The organism is Streptomyces sp. NPDC101225 (genome assembly GCF_044767585.1).
Taxonomy (GTDB): domain Bacteria; phylum Actinomycetota; class Actinomycetes; order Streptomycetales; family Streptomycetaceae; genus Streptomyces.
Window position 1 is genome coordinate 1 of the sequence record NZ_JBIWOE010000005.1, and the last position, 19,188, is coordinate 19,188.

Genomic DNA, 19,188 nt, shown 5'->3' on the forward strand with positions numbered 1-19,188 from the left:
GGCGCCGAACTCGCCGCACTCAAACACGAGCTGTCCCAGGTCAGCGGCGTCGACGTCGAGGAACTCCCGGAGCCCGAAGACCTCACCGCACCCCTTGCCGCCGGCCCGGAAGGCAAGGCCTGACATGGTGGCCGCCCTGGACCGCATCCGGGTCGGCTCGGCCCCCGACTCCTGGGGCGTGTGGTTTCCCGAGGACCCGCGGCAGGTGCCCTGGGAACGCTTCCTGGACGAGGTCGCCGAGGCCGGGTACGCGTGGATCGAGCTGGGCCCGTACGGCTATCTGCCCACGGACCCGGCCCGGCTCACCGACGAGCTCGCCCGGCGCGAGCTGAAGGTCTCGGCGGGCACCGTCTTCACCGGCCTGCACCGCGGCCCCGCCGTCTGGGACGAGACGTGGCGCCAGGTCGGCCAGGTCGCCGCGCTCGCCCGGGCGACGGGCGCACGGCACCTGGTGGTGATCCCCTCCTTCTGGCGGGACGACAGGACCGCCGAGATCCTGGAGCCGCCGGAGCTGACCGGCGAGCAGTGGGCGCACCTGACCAAGGGCATGGAACGCCTCGCCCACGAGGTGCGGGAGACCTACGGCCTCGACATCGTGGTGCACCCGCACGCCGACACCCACATCGACACCGAGGACCACGTGGAGCGCTTCCTCGACTCCACCGACGGCGACCTCGTCAACCTCTGCCTGGACACCGGCCATTACACCTACTGCGGCGGCGACAGCGTCCAGCTGATCGAGACCTACGGCGAGCGCATCGGCTATCTGCACCTCAAGCAGGTCGACCCGGAGGTCCTGGCCGACGTGCAGACCAGGGGCACGCCGTTCGGGCCGGCCGTCGCACAGGGCGTGATGTGCGAACCGCCCACCGGAGTACCGGAGCTGGGCCCGGTGCTGGAGGCGGCGCAGAAGCTGAACGTCGAACTGTTCGCCGTCGTCGAGCAGGACATGTACCCCTGCGAGCCGGATGCGCCGCTGCCCATCGCGACGCGCACCAGAGAGTTCCTGCGGTCCTGCGGTGCCTGACCGCCCCGGCGCCTGACCATCCGAAGGGGGCCACCATGGCTCGGCTCGAGACGCTGAAAGTGGCCGTCGTCGGCGCCGGAAAGATGGGAGCCGACCACGTCCGCCGTATCGAGGAGGCCGTCAGCGGTGCGCGGGTGAGCGCCGTCGTCGACGTCGACGCGGAGCGGGCGAAGGCCGTCGCGGCCCGTGTGGAGGGCTGCACCGCCCACACCGACCCGGCTGCCGCGATGGCGGCGGCGGACGTGGACGCCGTCCTGGTCGCCTCCCCGGGCCCCGCCCACGAGGCGGCCCTGCTGGCGGCGTTCGCCCGCGATCTGCCGGTGCTGTGCGAGAAGCCGCTCACCCCGGACGCGGCCTCCGCGCTGCGCGTCATGGAGGCCGAGCGGCAACTGGGCCACCGCCGCGTCCAGGTGGGCTTCATGCGGCGCTACGACGCCGAGTACATGAAACTCAAGTCCCTGTTGAGCACCGGCCAGTTGGGCCGCCCTCTGATGCTCCACAACCGGCACCGCAACGTCGCCTCCCCGCCGGGCTGGACGAGCGAGATGCTCATCAACGACTCCGTCGTGCACGAGATGGACGTCACCCGCTGGCTGCTCGGCCAGGAGATCACGGCCGTCACGGTCCTGCGCCCGGCACCGTCGGCGAACGCACCGCAGGCCGTCCAGGACCCCCAGTTCGTCGTCCTGGAGACCGACGGCGGCGCGATCGTCGACGTCGAGATCTTCGTCAACTGCGGCTTCGGCTACCAGGTCCAGGCCGAGGTGGTCTGCGAGCGCGGCACCGCCCGCATCGGCGACGGCCAGGCCATGGTCACCACCATGGCCGGCCGCTGGGGCGGCACCATCGCCCAGGACTTCACCGACCGCTTCGCGGACGCCTACGACCGCGAGGTGCAGGCGTGGGCCGACGCCACCCGCCGCGGCCAGGTCACCGGCCCGAGCGTGTGGGACGGCTACGCGGTCGCCGCGGTCTGCGAGGCGGGCGTGCGCTCCCTCGCGGAGGGCGGCCGGGTGGAGGTGGAGCTGGCGCGGCGGCCGGCTCTCTACGACGTCAGCTGAGCGCCCGGGAGAACACCACCCGGTCCTCGCCGGGCCCGTTGTAGTCCCGCTCCACCCGTACGCCGAAGCCGAGGCTGCGGTGGAACGCCACCGACCCCGTGTTGCCGGGGCTGGTGATCGCCTTCAGCCGGACCGCTCCCTGCCGCCGCGCCGCCTCGGTGAAGGCGGCGTACAGCTCGCGCCCCAGGCCGGTGCCGCGGGCGTCGTCCCGCGTGGCGATCAGATGCACGTATCCGGTGCGCTCCGGCGTGACGAAGCCGATCAGATAGCCGAGGACGCCGCCGTCGGCGGAGCGGGCGACCAGGCAGGTCTCGCCGAACTCCTGCACCAGGGCGAGGAGATGGAGCGCGCGCAGGTCCCGCTCGCCCCAGTAGCGCCGGTGCTCGGCGAGGACCTGCCGGATGTCGGTGACGTGGGCGGGGGTGATCTGCGCGGCCATGGCGCCGATCATCTCAGAGCCATGGCCGCGTGCCGGACGGGGCTACGGCGCGGTGCGCGGCCGCGGTGCGAACCCCGCGGCCCGGTAGCAGTCGTCGATCAGCGTCATCGTCGCCAGCGCGTCGTCCGCGTCCAGCGGCAGCGGCCTGCCCTCACGGATCCGCGCCGCGAACGCCTCCAGCTGGTAGGTGTACGACGACCTGGTGCCCAGCCGCTCCGTGCGCTCGCCCTGGTCCGTGCGGACCACGATCCGGTCGTCGAGCTGGGGCAGGACGAAGTTCGGGGCCAGGGCCTCGCCCCGGGTGCCGACGACACGGCAGCTCATCTCGAGCTCGTCGTGGGCCATGTGGCAGCGCGCGCTGCCGGTGGCGCCGTTCGGGAACTCCAGATCGGCGTCGAGCCATTCGTCGACTCCCGGTGCGCCCGCCCGTTCACCGCCCCGTGCGGCGGCCAGGCGGGGCGGGCCGCCCGTCCAGGGGGCGAGCATGCGCAGGGCGTGCACGCCGTAGCAGCCGAGGTCCATCATGGCGCCGCCGGCCAGGGCGAGGGACCAGCGGGGGTCGGTGTCGGCGGGCGCCGGGATGGCGACCACGGTCTCCACCCGCTGCAGCTCGCCCAGTTCACCGTCGGCCAGGAGCTCGTGCAGGCGCCGGGTGACCGGATGGAAGAGGTAGTGGAAGGCCTCCATGAAGACGGTTCCGGCCTTGGCCGCCGCCTCCCGTACCTCGGCGGCCTCCTCGGCGTTGCTCGCCGACGGCTTCTCGCTCAGGACGTGTTTGCCGGCCGCGAGGGCGGCGAGGTTCCACGGACCGTGCAGGCCGTTGGCGAGCGGGTTGTAGACGACCTCGACCTCGGGATCGGCCAGCAGCTCCGTGTAGGAGTCCACGACCCGCTCCACGCCGTGCTCGGCGGCGAAGGCCTCGGCGCGGGACCGGTCGCGCGCGGCCACGGCGACGAGGCGGTGGCCGCCCGAGCGGGCGGGGTCCAGCAGAGCGCGTTCGGTGATGCGTGCGGCGCCCAGGACGCCGATGCGCAGGGGTGCGCGGTCCGCTTCACTCATGACGTGCGTTCCTCCTTGAGCAGTTCCTGCGGGGTCAGTGTGCCCTGGACCGGCGGGAAGTGGCGGCGGACGAGGTCCTGGGCGTGGGCGACGGCGCACTCGACCAGCTCGAAGGCGGGCAGGCCGCCGGTGTACCAGGTGCGGGCCCGGCCCTGGAGCGCGTCGAGGCGGTCCAGGGCGCCGTCCCTGAGGTCGTCGCTGCCGAAGTGCGGCATGAACGACCACGGCTGGTGCAGGTGCACCTCCTGGAGGCGCCCGCCGAGCCGGGCCACGTCCTGCCGCAGCAGCGCGGCGACGTCCTCGGAGCGGCCGTAGGAGTAGAAGGTCCGTACGTCGCTGTCCGGGTAGCGGTGGTGGTACGAGACGCAGTGGCCCCTCGCCGCACGGTGCGCGGTGTGGGGGCGAGGAAGTAGAAGGCGTCGCCGGGCAGGCCGGAGGCGGTGGCGACGGTGGTGTGGTACGCGTTGCTGCGGACCCGGCCGGCCAGGTCGCGTTCCCGGTCGGTGGCGTCCAGGGCCGGCAGGACGCGGTCCGGTGCCACGGCGAGCACCAGCTCGTCGGCGGCCAGCGGGCCCGAGTCCGTCCGGACCCGCACCCCGTCCGCGTGCCGTTCCACCGACGTCACGCGCACCCCGCACCGCACGTCCCTCAGCTCCGCGGCGACCCGGCGCCACAGCGTCGCGAACCCGCCCGCCACGGTGAACGAGCCCTCGTGGCCCAGCAGTTCGGGGCCGGGCGAGAGCAGGCCGGTCATCTCGGCGTACTTGACGAAGTACAGCGCGGGCACGTCGTCGTCGAGATAGCCGTAGCCGGCCGCCGTGAAACCGGGGCCGAAGGACGCGGCCATGGACTGGAGGCGGTGCTCGGCGAGCCAGTCGGCGACGGGGGCGGCGAGCGCCCGCGCGGAGTGGGCGAGGCCCGGCTCGGCGATGCGCGAGAACTCCCGCTCGCGCAGGGTCCGGTAGCGGCGGAAGGCCGGGTCGCGTAAGAACGACATGGCCTGGCGGGAGGCGGTGCGGCGCTCGACGTCGAGGACGCGGTAGCGGGTGGTGCGCTCCGTCCGCACGCCGAGCTCGTCCATCAACTGCGCCGTTCGTTCGTACCGGTTGGTGCAGATGTGGCCGCCCAGGTCGTGGGCCAGGCCCCCGATCTCCAGGCTGCGGCACTTCCCGGCGACCGTGTCCTGCTCCTCCAGGACCGTCACCCGGTGCCCGGCGCGCTCCAGTTCGCGTGCGGCCGCCAGACCGCTCGGCCCGCCTCCGACGACGATCACGCGGCGGGGGCCGCGGGGCCGGGAGATCTCGGTGTGGTGCATGGTGGTCGCTCCTCGGTCGGTCGGGACATGAGTGGATCTCATGGTGGTACGGGAGGTTCCCGTGGTGGTGACCGTCGCGGGCGACGTGGTCGTCGACACAGTCTCGTGCTCCGGGCGCCGGAGGCCGGCCGACGCCCGGAGCACGAGGCAGGGGCTGTCGTCAGGCGGTGCGCACCTCGGCGATCGTCACCGGCCGGTGCTCGTGCAGCGAGAGCGTGCACGCGTCGGCGATCCAGCCGGCCTCCAGCGCGTCCGCGACCGTGCACGGCGAAGGGCGGCTGCCCGCCACGACCTCGGTGAACGCGGTCAGCTCGGCGCGGTAGGCGGCGGTGAAGCGGTCCATGAAGAAGTCGTGCGGGGTGCCGGCCGGGAAGGTCACGCCGGGCTCGACGGAGCGCAGCGGCAGCTTGTCCTCGAGGCCGACCGCGATGGAGTCCTGGAATCCGTGGATCTCCATCCTCACGTCGTAACCGCGGCCGTTGTGCCGGGAGTTGGAGACCACCGCGAGGGTGCCGTCGTCCAGGGTGAGGATCGCGCCGGTGGTGTCGGCGTCGCCCGCCTCCTTGATGTACGCGGCGCCGCGGTTGCCGCCGGCGGCGTACACCTCGACGACCTCGCGGCCGGTCACCCAGCGGATGATGTCGAAGTCGTGCACCGAGCAGTCGCGGAAGATGCCGCCGGACGCGGCGATGTACGCGGCCGGCGGCGGCGCCGGGTCCAGGGTGGTCGAGCGCACCGTGTGCAGCGGGCCGAGCCCGCCGCCGCGCACCGCCGCGCGGGCGGCGACGAACCCGGCGTCGAAGCGCCGGTTGTAGCCGATCTGCACCGGCACGTCGCTGCCCTCGATCGCCTGGAGCACCCGCACGCCCTCCGCCATGGTCTTCGCGACGGGCTTCTCGCAGAAGACGGGGATGCCGGCCTCCACCCCGGCCAGGATCAGCCCGGGGTGGGCGTCCGTCGCGGCCGCGACCACGATGCCGTCCACGCCTGCGGCGAGCAGGGCCTCCGGCGAGTCCACGACCTCGCCGCCGAACCGCTCCGCGGCGGACTTGGCGGCGTCCGCGAACGGATCGGTGAGCACGAGCGACTCCACCGCGTCGAGGGCGGAGAGGGTCTCGGCGTGGAAGGCGCCGATGCGGCCGAGGCCGAGGATTCCCATGCGCATGAGGTGTTGCTCCTAGAGAGGGTGCGGGTGTGTTGCCGGTGCTCAGTCGAGGCCGCCGAGCACGTTCTGGTCCCAGTCGATCACCGAACCCGTGACCACGCCCGACCGGTCGGACAGCAGGAGGACCACGAAGTCGGCGATCTCGTCCGGTTGCCCGAGCCTGCCCATGGGCAGCTTGGCCCCGGCCTCCTCGCGCCAGTCGTCCCCGGCGCCGTGGAAGCGCCGCTGCGTGGCGTCCTCGCCCTCGGTCTGCGTCCAGCCGATGTTGAGGCCGTTGATGCGGACGCGGTCCCAGCGGTGGGCGTGCGCGGCGTTGCGGGTCAGGCCGATCAGGCCCGCCTTCGCGGCGACGTAGGGCGCCAGGAAGGGCTGCCCGCCGTGCGCCGAGGACGTGATGATGTTGACGACCGTGCCGGGGGCCTTGCGGGAGACCATGTCGGCGACGGCGGCCTGCATGGCGAAGAAGGGAGCCTTCAGGTTGATGGCGATGTGCTGGTCGAACAGTTCGGGCGTGGTGTCCAGCAGTGTGCCGCGCGAGGTCAGCCCCGCCGAGTTGACCAGGCAGTCGACGCGCCCGTAGGCCGCGACCACGTCGCCCACCGCGGTCCTCGCCTGCTCGGCGTCGGCGAGGTCGGCACGGATGAACATCGCCTTGCCGCCCCCGGCCGTCAGCTCGGCGACCAGCGCCTCGCCCGGGGCCGGGCGCCGGCCGGTCACGGCGACGACCGCCGCGCCCTCGCGGACCGCGGCCCGGGCGACGGCGGCGCCGACGCCCTGACTCCCGCCGTTGACGAGGACGACCTTGCCGTCGAGAAGTCCCATGTGCTCCAGGTCCTTTCAGCTTTCCCGGCGTTCGGCGCCGGCCCGCGGCTCCTGCCGTGGAGCCGCAGGAGTCCATGACGCGCGCGGCGCGCGCGTGCCGGCGTCCGCCCGCACGGGCCGGGCGGGGCCGTCGACCGGTGGGGCGCAGCCGAGGCCGGTGCCCCGCCCGGCCGGGCCGCGGAGGCCGGCCGGGCCGCCGTGCTGCCCGGACAGCCCGGTGCCGTGATCCACGGAGGTGGGGGACATCGTCGTTCCTTCGGTCGGAGGTGCCACGCGGCGCTCGGTGACAGTGCCGGGCCGCCCTGTCATTCTTGTCATGACAAACCTGGCGAACAACCGGCACGCTGCCATCAAAAACCCCTCAAGAAGCCGCTCGAAATCCCCGCGAGAGGAGCCCGCGCATGGGCCACCCCTTCCCGATCCGGGAGATCGCCCGGCAGGCCGGCCTGAGCGAGGCCACCGTCGACCGGGTCCTCAACGGCAGGGGCGGGGTGCGCGAGAGCACCGCGCGGGAGGTCCGGCAGGCCATCGGCGACCTGGACCGGCAGCGCACCCAGGTCCGTCTGGTCGGCCGCACCTTCATGATCGACATCGTGATGCAGGCGCCGGAACGGTTCTCCACCGCGGTCCGCACCGCCCTGGAGGCGGAGCTGCCCGCGCTGCACCCGGCCGTGGTGCGCTCGCGCCTCCACTTCCGCGAGACCGGCCCGGCGGCGGAGCTGACCGCGACCCTGGACCGGATCGCCCGGCGCGGCTCGCAGGGCGTGGTCCTCAAGGCGCCGGACGTCCCCGAGATCACCGCCGCCGTCGGCCGGCTCGCCGAGGCGGGCATCCCCGTCGTCACCCTGTTCACCGACCTGCCCGCCACCGCCCGCCTCGCCTACGTCGGCATCGACAACCGCGCCGCCGGCGCCACCGCCGCCTATCTCATGGGCCAATGGCTCGGCGAGCGGCCCGGCAATGTGCTCACCAGCCTCAGCAGCGGCTTCTTCCGCAACGAGGAGGAGCGCGAGATGGGTTTCCGCAGCGCCATGCGCGCCCGCCACCCGGACCGCGCGCTGGTCGAGATCGCCGAGGGGCAGGGCCTGGACACCACCCAGTACGACCTGGTGCGCGCCGCCCTCGCCCGCGATCCGGGCATCCGCGCCGTCTACTCCATCGGCGGCGGCAACATCGCCACCCTGCGCGCCTTCGAGGACCTCGGCCGCACGTGCGCGGTGTTCGTGGCGCACGACCTCGACCACGACAACACCCGCCTGCTGCGCGGGCAGCGCCTGTCCGCCGTCCTCCATCACGACCTGCGCCAGGACATGCGCGAGGCCTGCCACGTCGTCATGCGTGCGCACGGCGCGCTGCCGCCCGCCGGGCCTACGCTGCCCTCGGTGATCCAGGTGGTGACGCCGTACAACATGCCACCACGGGCGACGGGGTGAGGAGACGGGGCATGACGAGGACCGAACTCGTGGAGATCGAGGGCGTCCGCCTGCTCGCCACGCTCACGACGGGCGGCGAGATCGGGCTGCTCGCGCTGCACGGCAGCAACGAGGGCGGCACCGCCGAGCTCGCCCGGTCGGTGGCCGGGCGCTGCGGCGCCACCAGCCTGGTCTTCACCCAGCCGGGAGTGCCCGAGCCGGTGCACATCCCCTCCCCGCGCATGGCGGTGGAGCACTGCGCCCTGCTGCGCCTGTTCCTGTCCCGGGTCACCGTCGCGGTCTCGCTGCACGGGCACATGAGACGGGCGGCGCCGCGCTCCATCTTCCTCGGCGGGGCCAACCGCCCGGCCGCCCGCCTGCTCGCCTCGGGACTGAGCGCCCTGCGGCCGGAGTTCGACCCGGTCACCGACCTCGCCGAGATCCCCACCGGCCTGCGCGGCGTGCACGCCCGCAACCCGGTCAACCTGCCCCGCGACGGCGGCGTCCAGGTCGAACTCCCGCTCTCCGCCCGCACCCGCGAGCCGGGCGGGGACCCGCAGATCCCCGACAACCCGCCGCGCCCCGTCGTCGACGCCCTCGTCACCGGCGTCCGGCTGCTGGCGGCCACGTCCGTCACGCATCCGGCACGGTGACCCGGGCGCCGCTCTCGGCCGACCGGAGCATCGCCTCCAGTACGGCGGCGCTGCGCACGGCGTCCGGCAGGGTGGCTCCGTACGGCTTGCCCTCCGCGATCGAGCGCAGGAAGCGGTGGGCCTCGATCACCTTCAGGTCGTCGTAGCCCATGCCGTTCGCCGCGCCCGGCTGGAACGCGCCGAACTCACCGGCCCCGGGCCCGACGTACACCGTGCTGACGGGCTGGTCCTGGTAGTGCGTGCCGCGGCTGACGCCGAGCTCGTTCATCCGGCGGAAGTCCCAGAGGAGGGCGCCCTCGGTGCCGTGCACCTCGAAGCCGTAGTTGTTCTGCTCGCCGACCGAGACCCGGCAGGCCTCCAGCACGCCGCGCGCGCCGGAGGCGAAGCGCAGCAGGCAGCCCACGTAGTCCTCGTTCTCCACCGGTCCCAGCTCGCCGCCGGCGGCACGGGTGTGGCCGGCGGTGGCGCCGGTGGGGCGGGCCCGCCGGGGGATGAACACGGCCGTGTCGGCCATCAGCGACTCGATGTCGCCGAGCAGGAAGCAGGCCAGGTCGGCGCCGTGCGAGGCGAGGTCGCCCAGCACGCCGCTGCCGCCGCGCTCCTTCTCGTAGCGCCAGGTCAGCGCGGACTCGGGGTGGGCGGCATAGTCGCTGAACAGGCGCACCCGGACGTGTGTGACGCGGCCGATCTCCCCGGAGGCGATCAGCGCGCGGGCGGTCTCGACGGCCGGCGCGTTGCGGTAGTTGAAGCCCACCGCGCCCTGCACGCCGGCGTGGGCGACCGCGTCCGCCACCGCCCGCGCGTCGGCCGCGTCCAGGCCGACCGGCTTCTCGATCCAGATGTGCTTGCCCGCCTCGGCCATCGCGACACCGATCTCGCGGTGCAGGAAGTTCGGGGCGGTGATGGAGACGGCCCGCACCCGCGGGTCCTCGGCGATCTCGCGCCAGTCCCGCGTCGTGGAGGCGAACCCGAACTGCGCGGCGGCCTCCTCGGCCCGGCCCGGCACCTCCTCGGCGACCGTCACCAGCCGCGGGCGCAGGCCCAGCCGCGGGTAGTGGTGCGGGACGCGGGCGTACGCCTGGGTGTGCACCCGGCCCATCCAGCCGAACCCGATGACGGCGACACCGAGCGAATCCACCATGACGGCCTCTCTTCGGCACTGATTGGAACGGTCCACGATCTGTCCAGGCCACCCTGAGGGCGCGCATCCGCGCCTGTCAACCCTCACCGGATCCGCTCGAAAGCCCACCGGCCCCTTTGACAAGCCCTCCGGTCCGTGGAACGGTCCAGGCCATGAAACCGCCGACCATCCGCGACGTGGCCGAGGCCGCCGGCGTGTCCAAGTCGCTGGTCTCGCTCGTGCTGCGCGGCTCCGGACCGGTCCGGCCGGAGAAGCGGGACGCCGTGCTGCGGGCGGCGCGCGAGCTGGGTTACCGTCCCAACGCCGCGGCGCGCAGTCTCAGTGAGCAGCGCACGCGCACCGTCGGCGTGCTCCTCAACGATGTGCGCAACCCCTGGTTCGTCGACCTGCTCGACGGCCTCAATCCGCTGCTGCACGACAACGGGCTGCGCATGCTGCTGGCCGACGCCCGCCTCAACCGCCGCGCGGGCCAGGACCCCCTCGACCCCCTCCTCGACCTGCGGGTGGACGGGCTGGTCGTGGTCGGCACCCTGCCGGACCCGGCCGCACTGGGCACGGCCGCCGAGCGCGTCCCGGTCGTCGTGGCGGGGGCGCGCGAACCCGCTCCGGCCGGTGTGGACGTGGTGGCGTGCGACGACGAGCGGGGCGCCCGGCTGGTCACCGAGCACCTCGTCGGGCTCGGCCACCGGCGCATCGCGCACATCGCGGGCTACGGCGCCGTCGGTGAGCTGCGCAGGGGCAGCTTCGAGGCGACGATGCGCGCGCACGGCCTCGCGGACGAGGCGGTGGTGGAGCCCAGCGACATGACGGAGGAGGGCGGCTACCGCACCACCGTGCGGCTGCTGAGCCGCCGTGAGCGGCCCACCGCGCTGTTCGCCGTCAACGACATCGCCTCCGTCGGCGCGCTCTCGGCCGCCGAGGAGCTCGACCTGCGCGTCCCGCACGACGTGTCCGTCGTCGGCTACGACAACACCGGCATCTCCCGGCTGCGGCACGTCTGGCTGACCACCGTCGACAACGCCGGGCACGAGGTCGGCCGGCGCGCCGCCCGGTTCCTCCTGGACCGCTTCGAGCGGGCCGGGGGAGCGGGGCGACTGCACCTGGCGGCACCGGCGCTGGAGATCCGCGGCACGACCGCGGCGCCGCCGGCGGAGTAACCGCCCGCGGGCGCTCAGAGGTTGATGGCGTACGCCTTGCGCAGCGTCTCGTGCACCGTCCACCTCGTACGGTCGCCCTCGCGCAGCACGGCCAGGTCCCCGGGCCCCACCCGCAGCGTCGGGCCGCCCTCGAACTCGATGGTCGCCGACCCGCTGAGCACGACGAACAGCTCGTCCGCCTCGGTGTCGGTGACGACGCCGGGCGTGATCTGCCAGATACCGCGGATCTGCCGGCCGTCCGCCGACTCCCAGACGACCTTGCCGGTCACCTCCGGCGTGCCGGAGACGATCTGCTCCGGATCGAGGGGCTCCGGCTCGAGCTCGGCGTCCGGGACGTGCACAACGAAGCTGTGGGTCATGACGCGACCCTAACCAGCGGGCCCACCGGCCGTGCGTGGACACTGTGTGCGGTATCGGCCCAGGTCGGGGGACACTTCGTCGCGGCGCCGCGAACCGGCGCGCCACCCGGACCGGGGTGACCGTGGCGCCCGGCCGACTCCGCCGCGGCCGTCGCCGCCCGCCGGGGCCACGACACCGGGGAGGCCGCGCTCCTCGGCGGCGCCCACGGCTCCGGTCTCCGCCGCCCTCGCCCCGCCCTCGCCCCCTCATCGCGACGGCGGACCGCACCGCCGCCGGCGGGCGCGGGACGGGGCCGGTGGCAGCCCAGCGGGGTGGGCGGCGGCGTCCGTGCCGAACGGCGTGCCGCTGTTCACGCTCCGCCCGGTGACCGCCCCCGGCTCGCATCGCAACCGGCTCGCATCGCACCCGGCCCGTGGCCGTGGGCGCCGGACCGGCGGACGCGCCGCCCGGCGCGAGCGAGATCAGGGTCGTGGCGCACGCGATCATCGAATGATGGCGTCACGGACCGCCCGTCCTGCCATAGGGTCTGCCGCGTGGGGACGGACATGGATGGTGCCATCGAAAGCCGCCGCGCCGACGGACGCTGGCGGATGGAGTTCGATCTGCTGGACTTCGGCCCGCCGCGCGACTACGTCGCCTGGGACTGCCTTTTCGGCGTGCGCGGGACCGGCGACGTGGAGCGCCCGCTCTTCGCCGACCGCGGGCTGCCCGACGACGTGTCGGACCCGGTGCGTGAGGTCGCGCTCGGCGATCACCAGCACAGCCACACGCACGTCAGCTGGGCCGAGGCCGGCGCGGTCGACTGGGACGAACCGCTGGCCTCCCGGCCCGCCTGGTACTGGACGCACCGCTCGGACCCGGGCGGCGAGCACCTCGTACGGGTGACACCCACCCTGCGCACGGCCGCAGGTGAGATCTTCGGCGGCGGTGGCCTGCTGCTCGCCCCGCCGGAGTGGCCGCCCGGCGCCGAGGTGCACCTGGACGGCGCGGTGTACCGGCCCGTGGTCCTCACCGCCCGGATGCTCGCCCCGCCGGACGAGGGATGCTGGGCAGAGGTGTGGGGCGCCATGCGGCACCTCGCGGCCGGTCACGGGGACGAACACGTACGGCTCACCGTCTGGTTCGGTTGACCCGCGCATCCGGGAAGGGAGCTGCCATGACCAGCGACACCACCGGCACGACCAGCGAACCGACCGTCACCGGACCGACCGTCACCGACGAGGCCGTCGCCAGCCTGGCCGGCACTACCGACCCGCGGCTGCGCGAGCTCCTCGCCGGCCTGATCCGCCACCTGCACGCCTTCGCGCGCGAGACGCGGCTGACGCAGGAGGAGTGGGAGAAGGCCGTCGCCTTCCTCACCAGGACGGGCCGGACGTGCACGGACACCCGGCAGGAGTTCATCCTCCTGTCGGACGTGCTCGGGCTGTCGATGCTCGTCGAGACGATCAACGGCGAGCGTGCCGCCGGAGCCACCGAGTCCACGGTCCTCGGCCCCTTCCACATGACCGCGTCGCCGGTGCGGGAACTGGGCGCCGACATCGACCTGGTGGGCGGCGGCGAGCCCTGCGTGGTCAGCGGCCGGGTCCTGTCCCGGGACGGAACTCCCCTGCCGGGCGCGGTGATCGACGTCTGGCAGGCCGACGGCAACGGCTTCTACGACGTCCAGCGCCCGGACGTGCAGCCGCCGGGCAACGGCCGCGGACTGTTCACCGCGGACGCCGAGGGCCGCTTCCGGTTCCGCACCTGCGTGCCGAGCCCGTACCCGATCCCGACCGACGGCCCGGTCGGCGACCTGCTGCGGGCGACCGGCCGGCACCCCTACCGCCCGGCCCACATCCACTTCATCGCCTCGGCCGAAGGGCACGTTCCGGTCACCACGCACATCTTCGTCGCGGGCACCGACCACCTCGACTCCGACGCCGTGTTCGCCGTCAAGCCGAGCCTCGTCAAGGACTTCGCCAGGACGGACGATCCTGGCCTGGCGGGGGAGTTCGGCGTCGCGAACCCCTTCCGGCACGCCCGCTTCGACCTCGTGCTGGAGCGGTCGTGAGGGACGTCCTGGACTTCTCCTACGAGTCCCGGCCCGTGCGGGTCGTCTTCCGGCCCGGTGCCGCCACCACCGCGACCCCCGGCGAGGCCGCCGCGCTCGGCCTGCGCCGCCTGCTGGTGGTCTGCGGCAGCCGCGGCGCCGCCACCGCCCGCGCGGTCGCCGACTCCCTCGGGCCCGCCTGCGTGGGCCTGCACGACGGCGCCCGGATGCACGTCCCCGCCGACGTCGCCGCCCGCGCGGTCGAGGCGGCCCGCGCGGCGGGCGCCGACGGCTGCGTGGCGGTCGGCGGCGGCTCCTCGATCGGCCTCGGCAAGGCGATCGCGCTGCGCACCGGCCTGCCACTGATCGCGGTCCCCTCGACCTACTCCGGCTCGGAGATGACCCCGGTCTGGGGCCTGACCGAGCACGGCGCCAAGCGCACCGGCCGCGACCCCGTCGTCCTGCCGCGCAGCGTCGTCTACGACCCCGAACTCACCGTCTCCCTGCCCGCGCCGCTCTCCGTCACCAGCGGTATCAACGCCGTCGCCCACGCCGTCGAGGCGCTCTACGCCCCCGACACCTCGCCCCTGGTCGCGCTGATGGCCGAGGAGGGCGTACGGGCCATGGCGGGCGCCCTGCCCGCGGTCGCGAACCGCCCGGACTCCCTGGAGGCCCGGGGCCGGGCCCTGTACGGGGCCTGGCTGTGCGGCTCCTGCCTCGGCGCCACCTCCATGGGCCTGCACCACGCGCTGTGCCACGTCCTGGGCGGCACCTTCAGCCTGCCGCACGCCGAGACGCACACGGTGGTCCTGCCCTACGCCCTCGCCTACAACGCCCCCGCGGCCCCGGAGGCGGCCGCCGCGGTGGCCCGCGCCCTGTCCGCCACCGAACCGGCGCACGCCCTGCGGTCCCTGGCCGCACGGCTGGGCGCGCCCCGCTCGCTGGCCGAACTGGGCCTGAAGGAGACGGACCTGGCGGAAGCGGCGGCCGAGACGGCGGGCCGGGCGTACGCCAATCCGCGCGCGGTCACGGAGGAGGGCGCGCTCGCGGTGCTGCGCGCGGCGTACGAGGGCGGGGAGCCGGAGTTTCCCGGCCTCTGACCCGGTCAGCCCGTCCCTGATCGCCCGGTGTCCCGGCCGTATCGGCCCGTGCCGTGGCCGCGCTGTGCCCGCAATACGGCAGACAAAATTGTTGACAATCTTGTTTCGCTAGATTTACGTTCGACAGGCACTCACTCAGGGAGGGCAAGGATGCCGAAGCAAGCCCGTCCGAGCACCGGAGAGCAGGCCAAGCAGCATGCGCTCGCGCAGCTGCGGCAGGCGATCCTGCACGGCGAGATGGCACCGGCGCAGCGGCTGGTGGAGAACGAACTCGCCGAGCAGTTCGGGGTGACACGGGCCAGCATCCGTGCGGCACTCATCGATCTGGAGGCCCAGGGCCTCGTGGAGCGGATCCGCAACCGCGGCTCGCGGGTGCGGGTGGTGACCGTCGAGGAGGCGGTCGCCATCACCGAGTGCCGCATGGTCCTGGAGGGGCTGTGCGCGGCGAAGGCGGCCACCCTGGCCAGTGACGAGCAGCTCGCCGAGCTGACCGAGCTGGGCACGGCGATGACCAAGGCCGTGGCCGACGGTGAGCCGGTGACCTACTCCGAGCTCAACCAGGAGCTGCACGCCAGGGTCCGGGAGTTCTCCGGCCAGCGCACGGCGGTGGATCTGCTGGAGCGGCTGAACGCCCAACTGGTGCGCCACCGCTTCCAGTTGGCGCTGCGCCCGGGGCGTCCGCAGCACTCCCTGAACGAGCATCTGGCGATGATCGAGGCGATCAGGACCAGGGACCCGCAGGCGGCCGAGGCGGCCGTCCGCGCCCACCTCACCAGCGTGATCGAGGCGCTGCGCGACTGACGCACACGCGCCGGACGTGGGAGAGGCGGGCGCCCACCTGTCCAGCAAGGAGAGAGCAGCAATGACTCAGGCCAACGCGCCCGCAGGCCCGCGCTCCACACTCGTGGTCACCGCGCACGCCGGGGACTTCGTGTGGCGAGCGGGCGGTGCCATCGCCCTGGCCGCCTCCCGCGGGGAGAAGGTCACCATCGCGTGCCTGACCTTCGGCGAGCGCGGCGAGTCCGCCAAGGCGTGGCGCGAGGGCAGGAAACTGGAGGAGATCAAGGCGATACGCCGGGGCGAGGCCGAGCGCGCCGCGGCCGCCCTCGGTGCCGAGATCCACTTCTTCGACGCCGGCGACTACCCGCTGGTGGCCACCGCCGAGCTGACCGACCGGCTCGTCGCCGTCTACCGCGGCACCCAGCCCGACGTCGTGCTCACCCACCCCGTCGAGGACCCGTACAACGGCGACCACCCGGCCGCCCACCGCATGGCGATGGAGGCCCGTATCCTCGCGCAGGCCATCGGCTACCCGGGCGCGGGCGACATCATCGGCGCCCCTCCGGTCTTCTACTTCGAGCCGCACCAGCCCGAGATGAGCGGCTTCCGGCCCGAGGTGCTGCTCGACATCACCGAGGTCTGGGACACCAAGCGCAAGGCGATGGAGTGCCTGGGCGCCCAGCAGCACCTGTGGGACTACTACACCGACCTCGCGGTACGCCGCGGCGTCCAGCTCAAGCGCAACGCCGGCCCCAACCTGGGGCTGGCCCACAGGACCATGGCCGAGGCGTACATGCGCCCCTACCCGCAGACCGCGAAGGAGCTGGCATGAGCGGCGTCATCGTCACCAACCCGCCGAAGGCCGACGGCAAGGACGTCGAGGCGCTGGCCGGCCACGGCGTGGCCACCGTCAGCGAGGCGATGGGCCGCACCGGCCTGCTCGGTCCCGAGATCCGCCCGATCCAGCAGGGGGTGCGGGTCGCGGGCACGGCCGTGACGGTGCTGAGCTGGCCGGGCGACAACCTCATGATCCACGCGGCCGTCGAGCAGTGCGGCGAGGGCGACGTCCTGGTGGTCACCACCACCTCCCCGTCCACCGACGGCATGTTCGGCGAGCTGTTCGCCACCGCGCTGCACCGGCGGGGCGTCAAGGGCCTGATCATCAACGCCGGCATCCGGGACACCCAGGAACTGCGCGAGATGGGCTTCGCCGCCTGGTCCCGGGCCGTCTCGGCGCAGGGCACCGTCAAGGCCACCGGCGGCTCGGTCAACGTGCCCGTCGCCGTCGACGGCCAGGTGATCCGCCCCGGCGACGTGATCCTCGCCGACGACGACGGCGTGGTCGTCGTCCCGCGCGAACGCGCCCGCGAGACGGTCGAGCGCTCCGAGGCCCGCGAGGCCAAGGAGGCCAGGTCCCGCGCCGCCTTCCTGGAGGGCCAACTCGGCCTGGACCGCTACCACTTGCGCGAGAAGCTGACGGAACTCGGCGTCGAGTACCGGACGTACGAGGAGTACGAGGGAGGACGGCCGTGACCGAGGAGCTGCCCTGTCTGCTGATGCGCGGCGGCACCTCCAAGGGTGCCTACTTCCTCGCCGACGACCTGCCCGCCGAACCCGCCCTGCGCGACGCGCTGCTGCTGCGGGTGATGGGCAGCCCGGACGACCGGCAGATCGACGGCCTGGGCGGCGCGCACCCGCTCACCAGCAAGGTGGCCGTCGTCTCGCCGTCCGCCGACCCGCGGGCCGACGTCGACTACCTCTTCCTGCAAGTCGCCGTCGAACGGCCGGAGGTGAGTGACCGTCAGAACTGCGGCAACATCCTCGCGGGCATCGGGCCGTTCGCCGTCGAACGCGGACTGGTCCCGGCGGCGGGGGAGCGCACCTCCGTCCGTATCCGCATGGTCAACTCCGGCGACCACGCCGTCGCGACCTTCCCCACCCCGGGCGGCCGCGTGGACTACACGGGCGACGCCGAGATCTCGGGCGTGCCCGGGACGGCCGCCGCCGTGGTGATCGAGTTCCCGCCGGGCGCGAATCCGCTGCTGCCCACCGGCAGCGTCCGTGACGAGATCGGCGGCGTCCCCGTGACCTGTGTGGACAACGGCATGCCGACGGTGCTCATCGCCGCCTCGTCGCTCAAGGTCACCGGCTACGAGTCGCCCAAGGACCTGGAGGCGGATCTCGCGCTCGCCGACCGGCTGCGCGAGATCCGCCTGGAGGCCGGCCGCCTGATGGGCCTCGGCGACGTCTCCGGCACCACCGTGCCCAAGCTGACGCTGCTCGCCCCGCCGCGCGACGGCGGCGCGGTCACCACGCGCACCTTCATCCCGATCCGCTGCCACACCTCCATCGGCGTGCTCGGCGCGGCCGGCGTCGCGGCCGGACTGCGGATCGAGGGCGGCGTGGGCGCGGACCTCGCGCACGTCGACCCGGACGACGACCGGGTCCGTATCGAACACCCCACGGGTTTCCTGGACATCGAGAGCAGCCTGGCCACCGGGGCCGACGGCCTGCCCTCGGCCCGGCGCACCGCCGTGGTGCGCACCGCCCGGAAGATCTTCGACGGGACCGTCTTCCCGCGGTCCGCCGAGACGGCGCCGATCCCCCCGCGACCCGAAGGAGGTCCACGATGACCCCGCCGCTCGGCGACATCGCCCACATCGGCCACGCCCAGCTGTTCACGCCCGACCTGGACGCCAGCGTCGCCTTCTTCACCGACTACCTCGGCCTCACGGTCAACGGCCAGGACGGCGGCACGGTCTACCTGCGGACCTTCGACGACTACGAGCACCACAGCCTGGTCCTCACCGCCCGCGAGCGGCCCGGCCTCGGCCGGCTCGCCCTGCGCACCTCCGGCGAGGAGGCCCTGCGCCGCCGTGTCGAGGCGATCGAGGCGGCGGGCGGCAGCGGGACGTGGGCCGAGGACGAACCGGGCCTGGGCAAGCTGTACCTGACCACCGACCCGGACGGCCACGAGCACGCGCTGTACTGGGAGAGCGAGTACTACCGGGCCCCCGCACAGCTGCGCCCGGCGCTGAAGAACCAGCCGCAGGCCAAACCGAACCGGGGCGTGGGCGTGCGCCGCCTGGACCACGTCAACTTCCTCGCCGCCGACGTGCTCGCGAACGCCGAGTTCCAGCAACAGGTGCTGGGCGCGCGGGCCACGGAGCAGATCCGGCTCGACTCCGGCCGGATCGCGGCGCGCTGGCTGACGTACACGAACAAGTCGTACGACGTCGTCTACACCGAGGACTGGACCGGCTCCGAGGGACGGCTGCACCACATCGCCTTCGCCACCGACACCCGCGAGGACATCCTGCGCGCCGCCGATCTCGCCATCGACAGCGGCGTGTTCATCGAGACGGGCCCGCACAAGCACGCCATCCAGCAGACGTTCTTCCTCTACGTCTACGAGCCGGGCGGCAACCGCATCGAGCTGTGCAACCCGCTCACCCGCCTCGTCCTGGCGCCCGACTGGCCGCTGGTCACCTGGACCGAGGAGGAGCGCAGGCAGGGCCAGGCCTGGGGCCTGAAGACCATCGAGTCCTTCCACACGCACGGGACGCCGCCGGTCGGCTGACCGCGCCCCCGCCGGAGCCACCCCGAAGCCGTCGCGTCCAGGCCCCTCCTGGATTGTCGATGAGATTGTTGACAAAAACGTTGACTCT

20 protein-coding genes and 1 pseudogene are annotated in these 19,188 nt (G+C 73.6%); 14 read left to right on the forward strand and 7 right to left on the reverse strand.

All coding sequences use genetic code 11. The features are described 5' to 3' along the window. The 3 genes and pseudogenes from ACIRPX_RS08760 to ACIRPX_RS08770 all read left to right on the forward strand — a co-directional run. Window positions 1-123 (forward strand): annotated as a pseudogene (locus ACIRPX_RS08760) (sugar ABC transporter ATP-binding protein); the annotation flags it as partial. Between the two features lies 1 nt (window position 124). Next, entirely contained in the window at window positions 125-1,027 is a 903-nt protein-coding gene (locus ACIRPX_RS08765) for a sugar phosphate isomerase/epimerase family protein (RefSeq protein ID WP_404190290.1), read from the forward strand. Window positions 1,028-1,062: 35 nt separating this feature from the next. Beyond that, window positions 1,063-2,088: a Gfo/Idh/MocA family protein gene (locus ACIRPX_RS08770; RefSeq protein WP_404190292.1), complete on the forward strand. Its 1,026-nt coding sequence runs from the start codon at window positions 1,063-1,065 to the stop codon at window positions 2,086-2,088. Here the strand turns inward: ACIRPX_RS08770 and ACIRPX_RS08775 are convergent. From ACIRPX_RS08775 to ACIRPX_RS08795, 5 genes are all read right to left on the reverse strand, one after another. Beyond that, window positions 2,081-2,527, reverse strand: a complete 447-nt coding sequence (locus tag ACIRPX_RS08775) for a GNAT family N-acetyltransferase (RefSeq protein ID WP_404190295.1) — start codon at window positions 2,525-2,527, stop codon at window positions 2,081-2,083. The genes ACIRPX_RS08770 and ACIRPX_RS08775 overlap by 8 nt on opposite strands. Window positions 2,528-2,569: 42 nt before the next feature. After that, the gene (locus tag ACIRPX_RS08780; RefSeq protein ID WP_404190298.1) at window positions 2,570-3,586 is read right to left on the reverse strand and encodes a Gfo/Idh/MocA family protein; all 1,017 of its coding nucleotides are present in this window, start codon (window positions 3,584-3,586) and stop codon (window positions 2,570-2,572) included. A 34-nt stretch (window positions 3,587-3,620) separates the two neighbouring features. After that, window positions 3,621-4,901: a flavin monoamine oxidase family protein gene (locus ACIRPX_RS08785; RefSeq protein ID WP_404190301.1), complete on the reverse strand. Its 1,281-nt coding sequence runs from the start codon at window positions 4,899-4,901 to the stop codon at window positions 3,621-3,623. Window positions 4,902-5,061: 160 nt separating this feature from the next. Continuing rightward, complete coding sequence (locus ACIRPX_RS08790; protein WP_404190304.1) at window positions 5,062-6,066, reverse strand: Gfo/Idh/MocA family oxidoreductase; 1,005 nt, start codon at window positions 6,064-6,066, stop codon at window positions 5,062-5,064. 42 nt (window positions 6,067-6,108) lie between these two features. Next, entirely contained in the window at window positions 6,109-6,888 is a 780-nt protein-coding gene (locus ACIRPX_RS08795; RefSeq protein WP_404190307.1) for an SDR family oxidoreductase, read from the reverse strand. Window positions 6,889-7,289: 401 nt separating this feature from the next. Between ACIRPX_RS08795 and ACIRPX_RS08800 the strand changes: the two genes are divergently transcribed. Further along, window positions 7,290-8,321 (forward strand): LacI family DNA-binding transcriptional regulator, encoded by a 1,032-nt coding sequence (locus ACIRPX_RS08800; protein ID WP_404190309.1) that lies wholly within the window; start codon window positions 7,290-7,292, stop codon window positions 8,319-8,321. Window positions 8,322-8,332: 11 nt separating this feature from the next. Next, complete coding sequence (locus ACIRPX_RS08805) at window positions 8,333-8,953, forward strand: poly-gamma-glutamate hydrolase family protein (RefSeq protein WP_404190312.1); 621 nt, start codon at window positions 8,333-8,335, stop codon at window positions 8,951-8,953. Here the strand turns inward: ACIRPX_RS08805 and ACIRPX_RS08810 are convergent. Beyond that, complete coding sequence (locus ACIRPX_RS08810) at window positions 8,934-10,094, reverse strand: Gfo/Idh/MocA family protein (RefSeq protein ID WP_404190315.1); 1,161 nt, start codon at window positions 10,092-10,094, stop codon at window positions 8,934-8,936. The genes ACIRPX_RS08805 and ACIRPX_RS08810 overlap by 20 nt on opposite strands. A gap of 152 nt (window positions 10,095-10,246) precedes the next feature. Between ACIRPX_RS08810 and ACIRPX_RS08815 the strand changes: the two genes are divergently transcribed. Beyond that, window positions 10,247-11,251 (forward strand): LacI family DNA-binding transcriptional regulator, encoded by a 1,005-nt coding sequence (locus ACIRPX_RS08815; RefSeq protein WP_404190318.1) that lies wholly within the window; start codon window positions 10,247-10,249, stop codon window positions 11,249-11,251. A 14-nt stretch (window positions 11,252-11,265) separates the two neighbouring features. Here the strand turns inward: ACIRPX_RS08815 and ACIRPX_RS08820 are convergent, their stop codons facing one another. Beyond that, a complete protein-coding gene (locus ACIRPX_RS08820) occupies window positions 11,266-11,610 on the reverse strand; it encodes a cupin domain-containing protein (RefSeq protein WP_404190321.1) in 345 nt (114 codons plus the stop codon). Between the two features lie 534 nt (window positions 11,611-12,144). Between ACIRPX_RS08820 and ACIRPX_RS08825 the strand changes: the two genes are divergently transcribed. The 8 genes from ACIRPX_RS08825 to ACIRPX_RS08860 all read left to right on the forward strand — a co-directional run bounded on the left by ACIRPX_RS08825 (window position 12,145) and on the right by ACIRPX_RS08860 (window position 19,100). Next, the gene (locus ACIRPX_RS08825; protein WP_404190324.1) at window positions 12,145-12,741 is read left to right on the forward strand and encodes a hypothetical protein; all 597 of its coding nucleotides are present in this window, start codon (window positions 12,145-12,147) and stop codon (window positions 12,739-12,741) included. Window positions 12,742-12,767: 26 nt separating this feature from the next. After that, window positions 12,768-13,661 carry an intradiol ring-cleavage dioxygenase gene (locus ACIRPX_RS08830; protein WP_404190326.1) on the forward strand — a complete coding sequence of 298 codons (894 nt, stop codon included), beginning with the start codon at window positions 12,768-12,770 and terminating at the stop codon, window positions 13,659-13,661. Continuing rightward, window positions 13,658-14,740 carry a maleylacetate reductase gene (locus ACIRPX_RS08835; RefSeq protein ID WP_404190329.1) on the forward strand — a complete coding sequence of 361 codons (1,083 nt, stop codon included), beginning with the start codon at window positions 13,658-13,660 and terminating at the stop codon, window positions 14,738-14,740. Before ACIRPX_RS08830 ends, ACIRPX_RS08835 begins: the two co-directional genes overlap by 4 nt. 150 nt (window positions 14,741-14,890) lie before the next feature. Then, window positions 14,891-15,541, forward strand: a complete 651-nt coding sequence (locus tag ACIRPX_RS08840; protein WP_404190332.1) for a GntR family transcriptional regulator — start codon at window positions 14,891-14,893, stop codon at window positions 15,539-15,541. A 61-nt stretch (window positions 15,542-15,602) separates the two neighbouring features. Further along, entirely contained in the window at window positions 15,603-16,352 is a 750-nt protein-coding gene (locus ACIRPX_RS08845) for a PIG-L deacetylase family protein (RefSeq protein WP_404190335.1), read from the forward strand. Continuing rightward, a complete protein-coding gene (locus tag ACIRPX_RS08850; RefSeq protein WP_404190338.1) occupies window positions 16,349-17,053 on the forward strand; it encodes a 4-carboxy-4-hydroxy-2-oxoadipate aldolase/oxaloacetate decarboxylase in 705 nt (234 codons plus the stop codon). The genes ACIRPX_RS08845 and ACIRPX_RS08850 overlap by 4 nt, the downstream gene beginning before the upstream one ends. Continuing rightward, window positions 17,050-18,153, forward strand: coding sequence for a 4-oxalomesaconate tautomerase (locus ACIRPX_RS08855; protein WP_404190340.1), 1,104 nt, complete (start codon window positions 17,050-17,052; stop codon window positions 18,151-18,153). The genes ACIRPX_RS08850 and ACIRPX_RS08855 overlap by 4 nt, the downstream gene beginning before the upstream one ends. Then, on the forward strand, window positions 18,150-19,100 hold the full coding sequence (locus tag ACIRPX_RS08860; protein WP_404190342.1) for a catechol 2,3-dioxygenase: 951 nt from the start codon (window positions 18,150-18,152) through the stop codon (window positions 19,098-19,100). The genes ACIRPX_RS08855 and ACIRPX_RS08860 overlap by 4 nt, the downstream gene beginning before the upstream one ends. The last annotated feature ends 88 nt before the right edge of the window (window positions 19,101-19,188 follow it).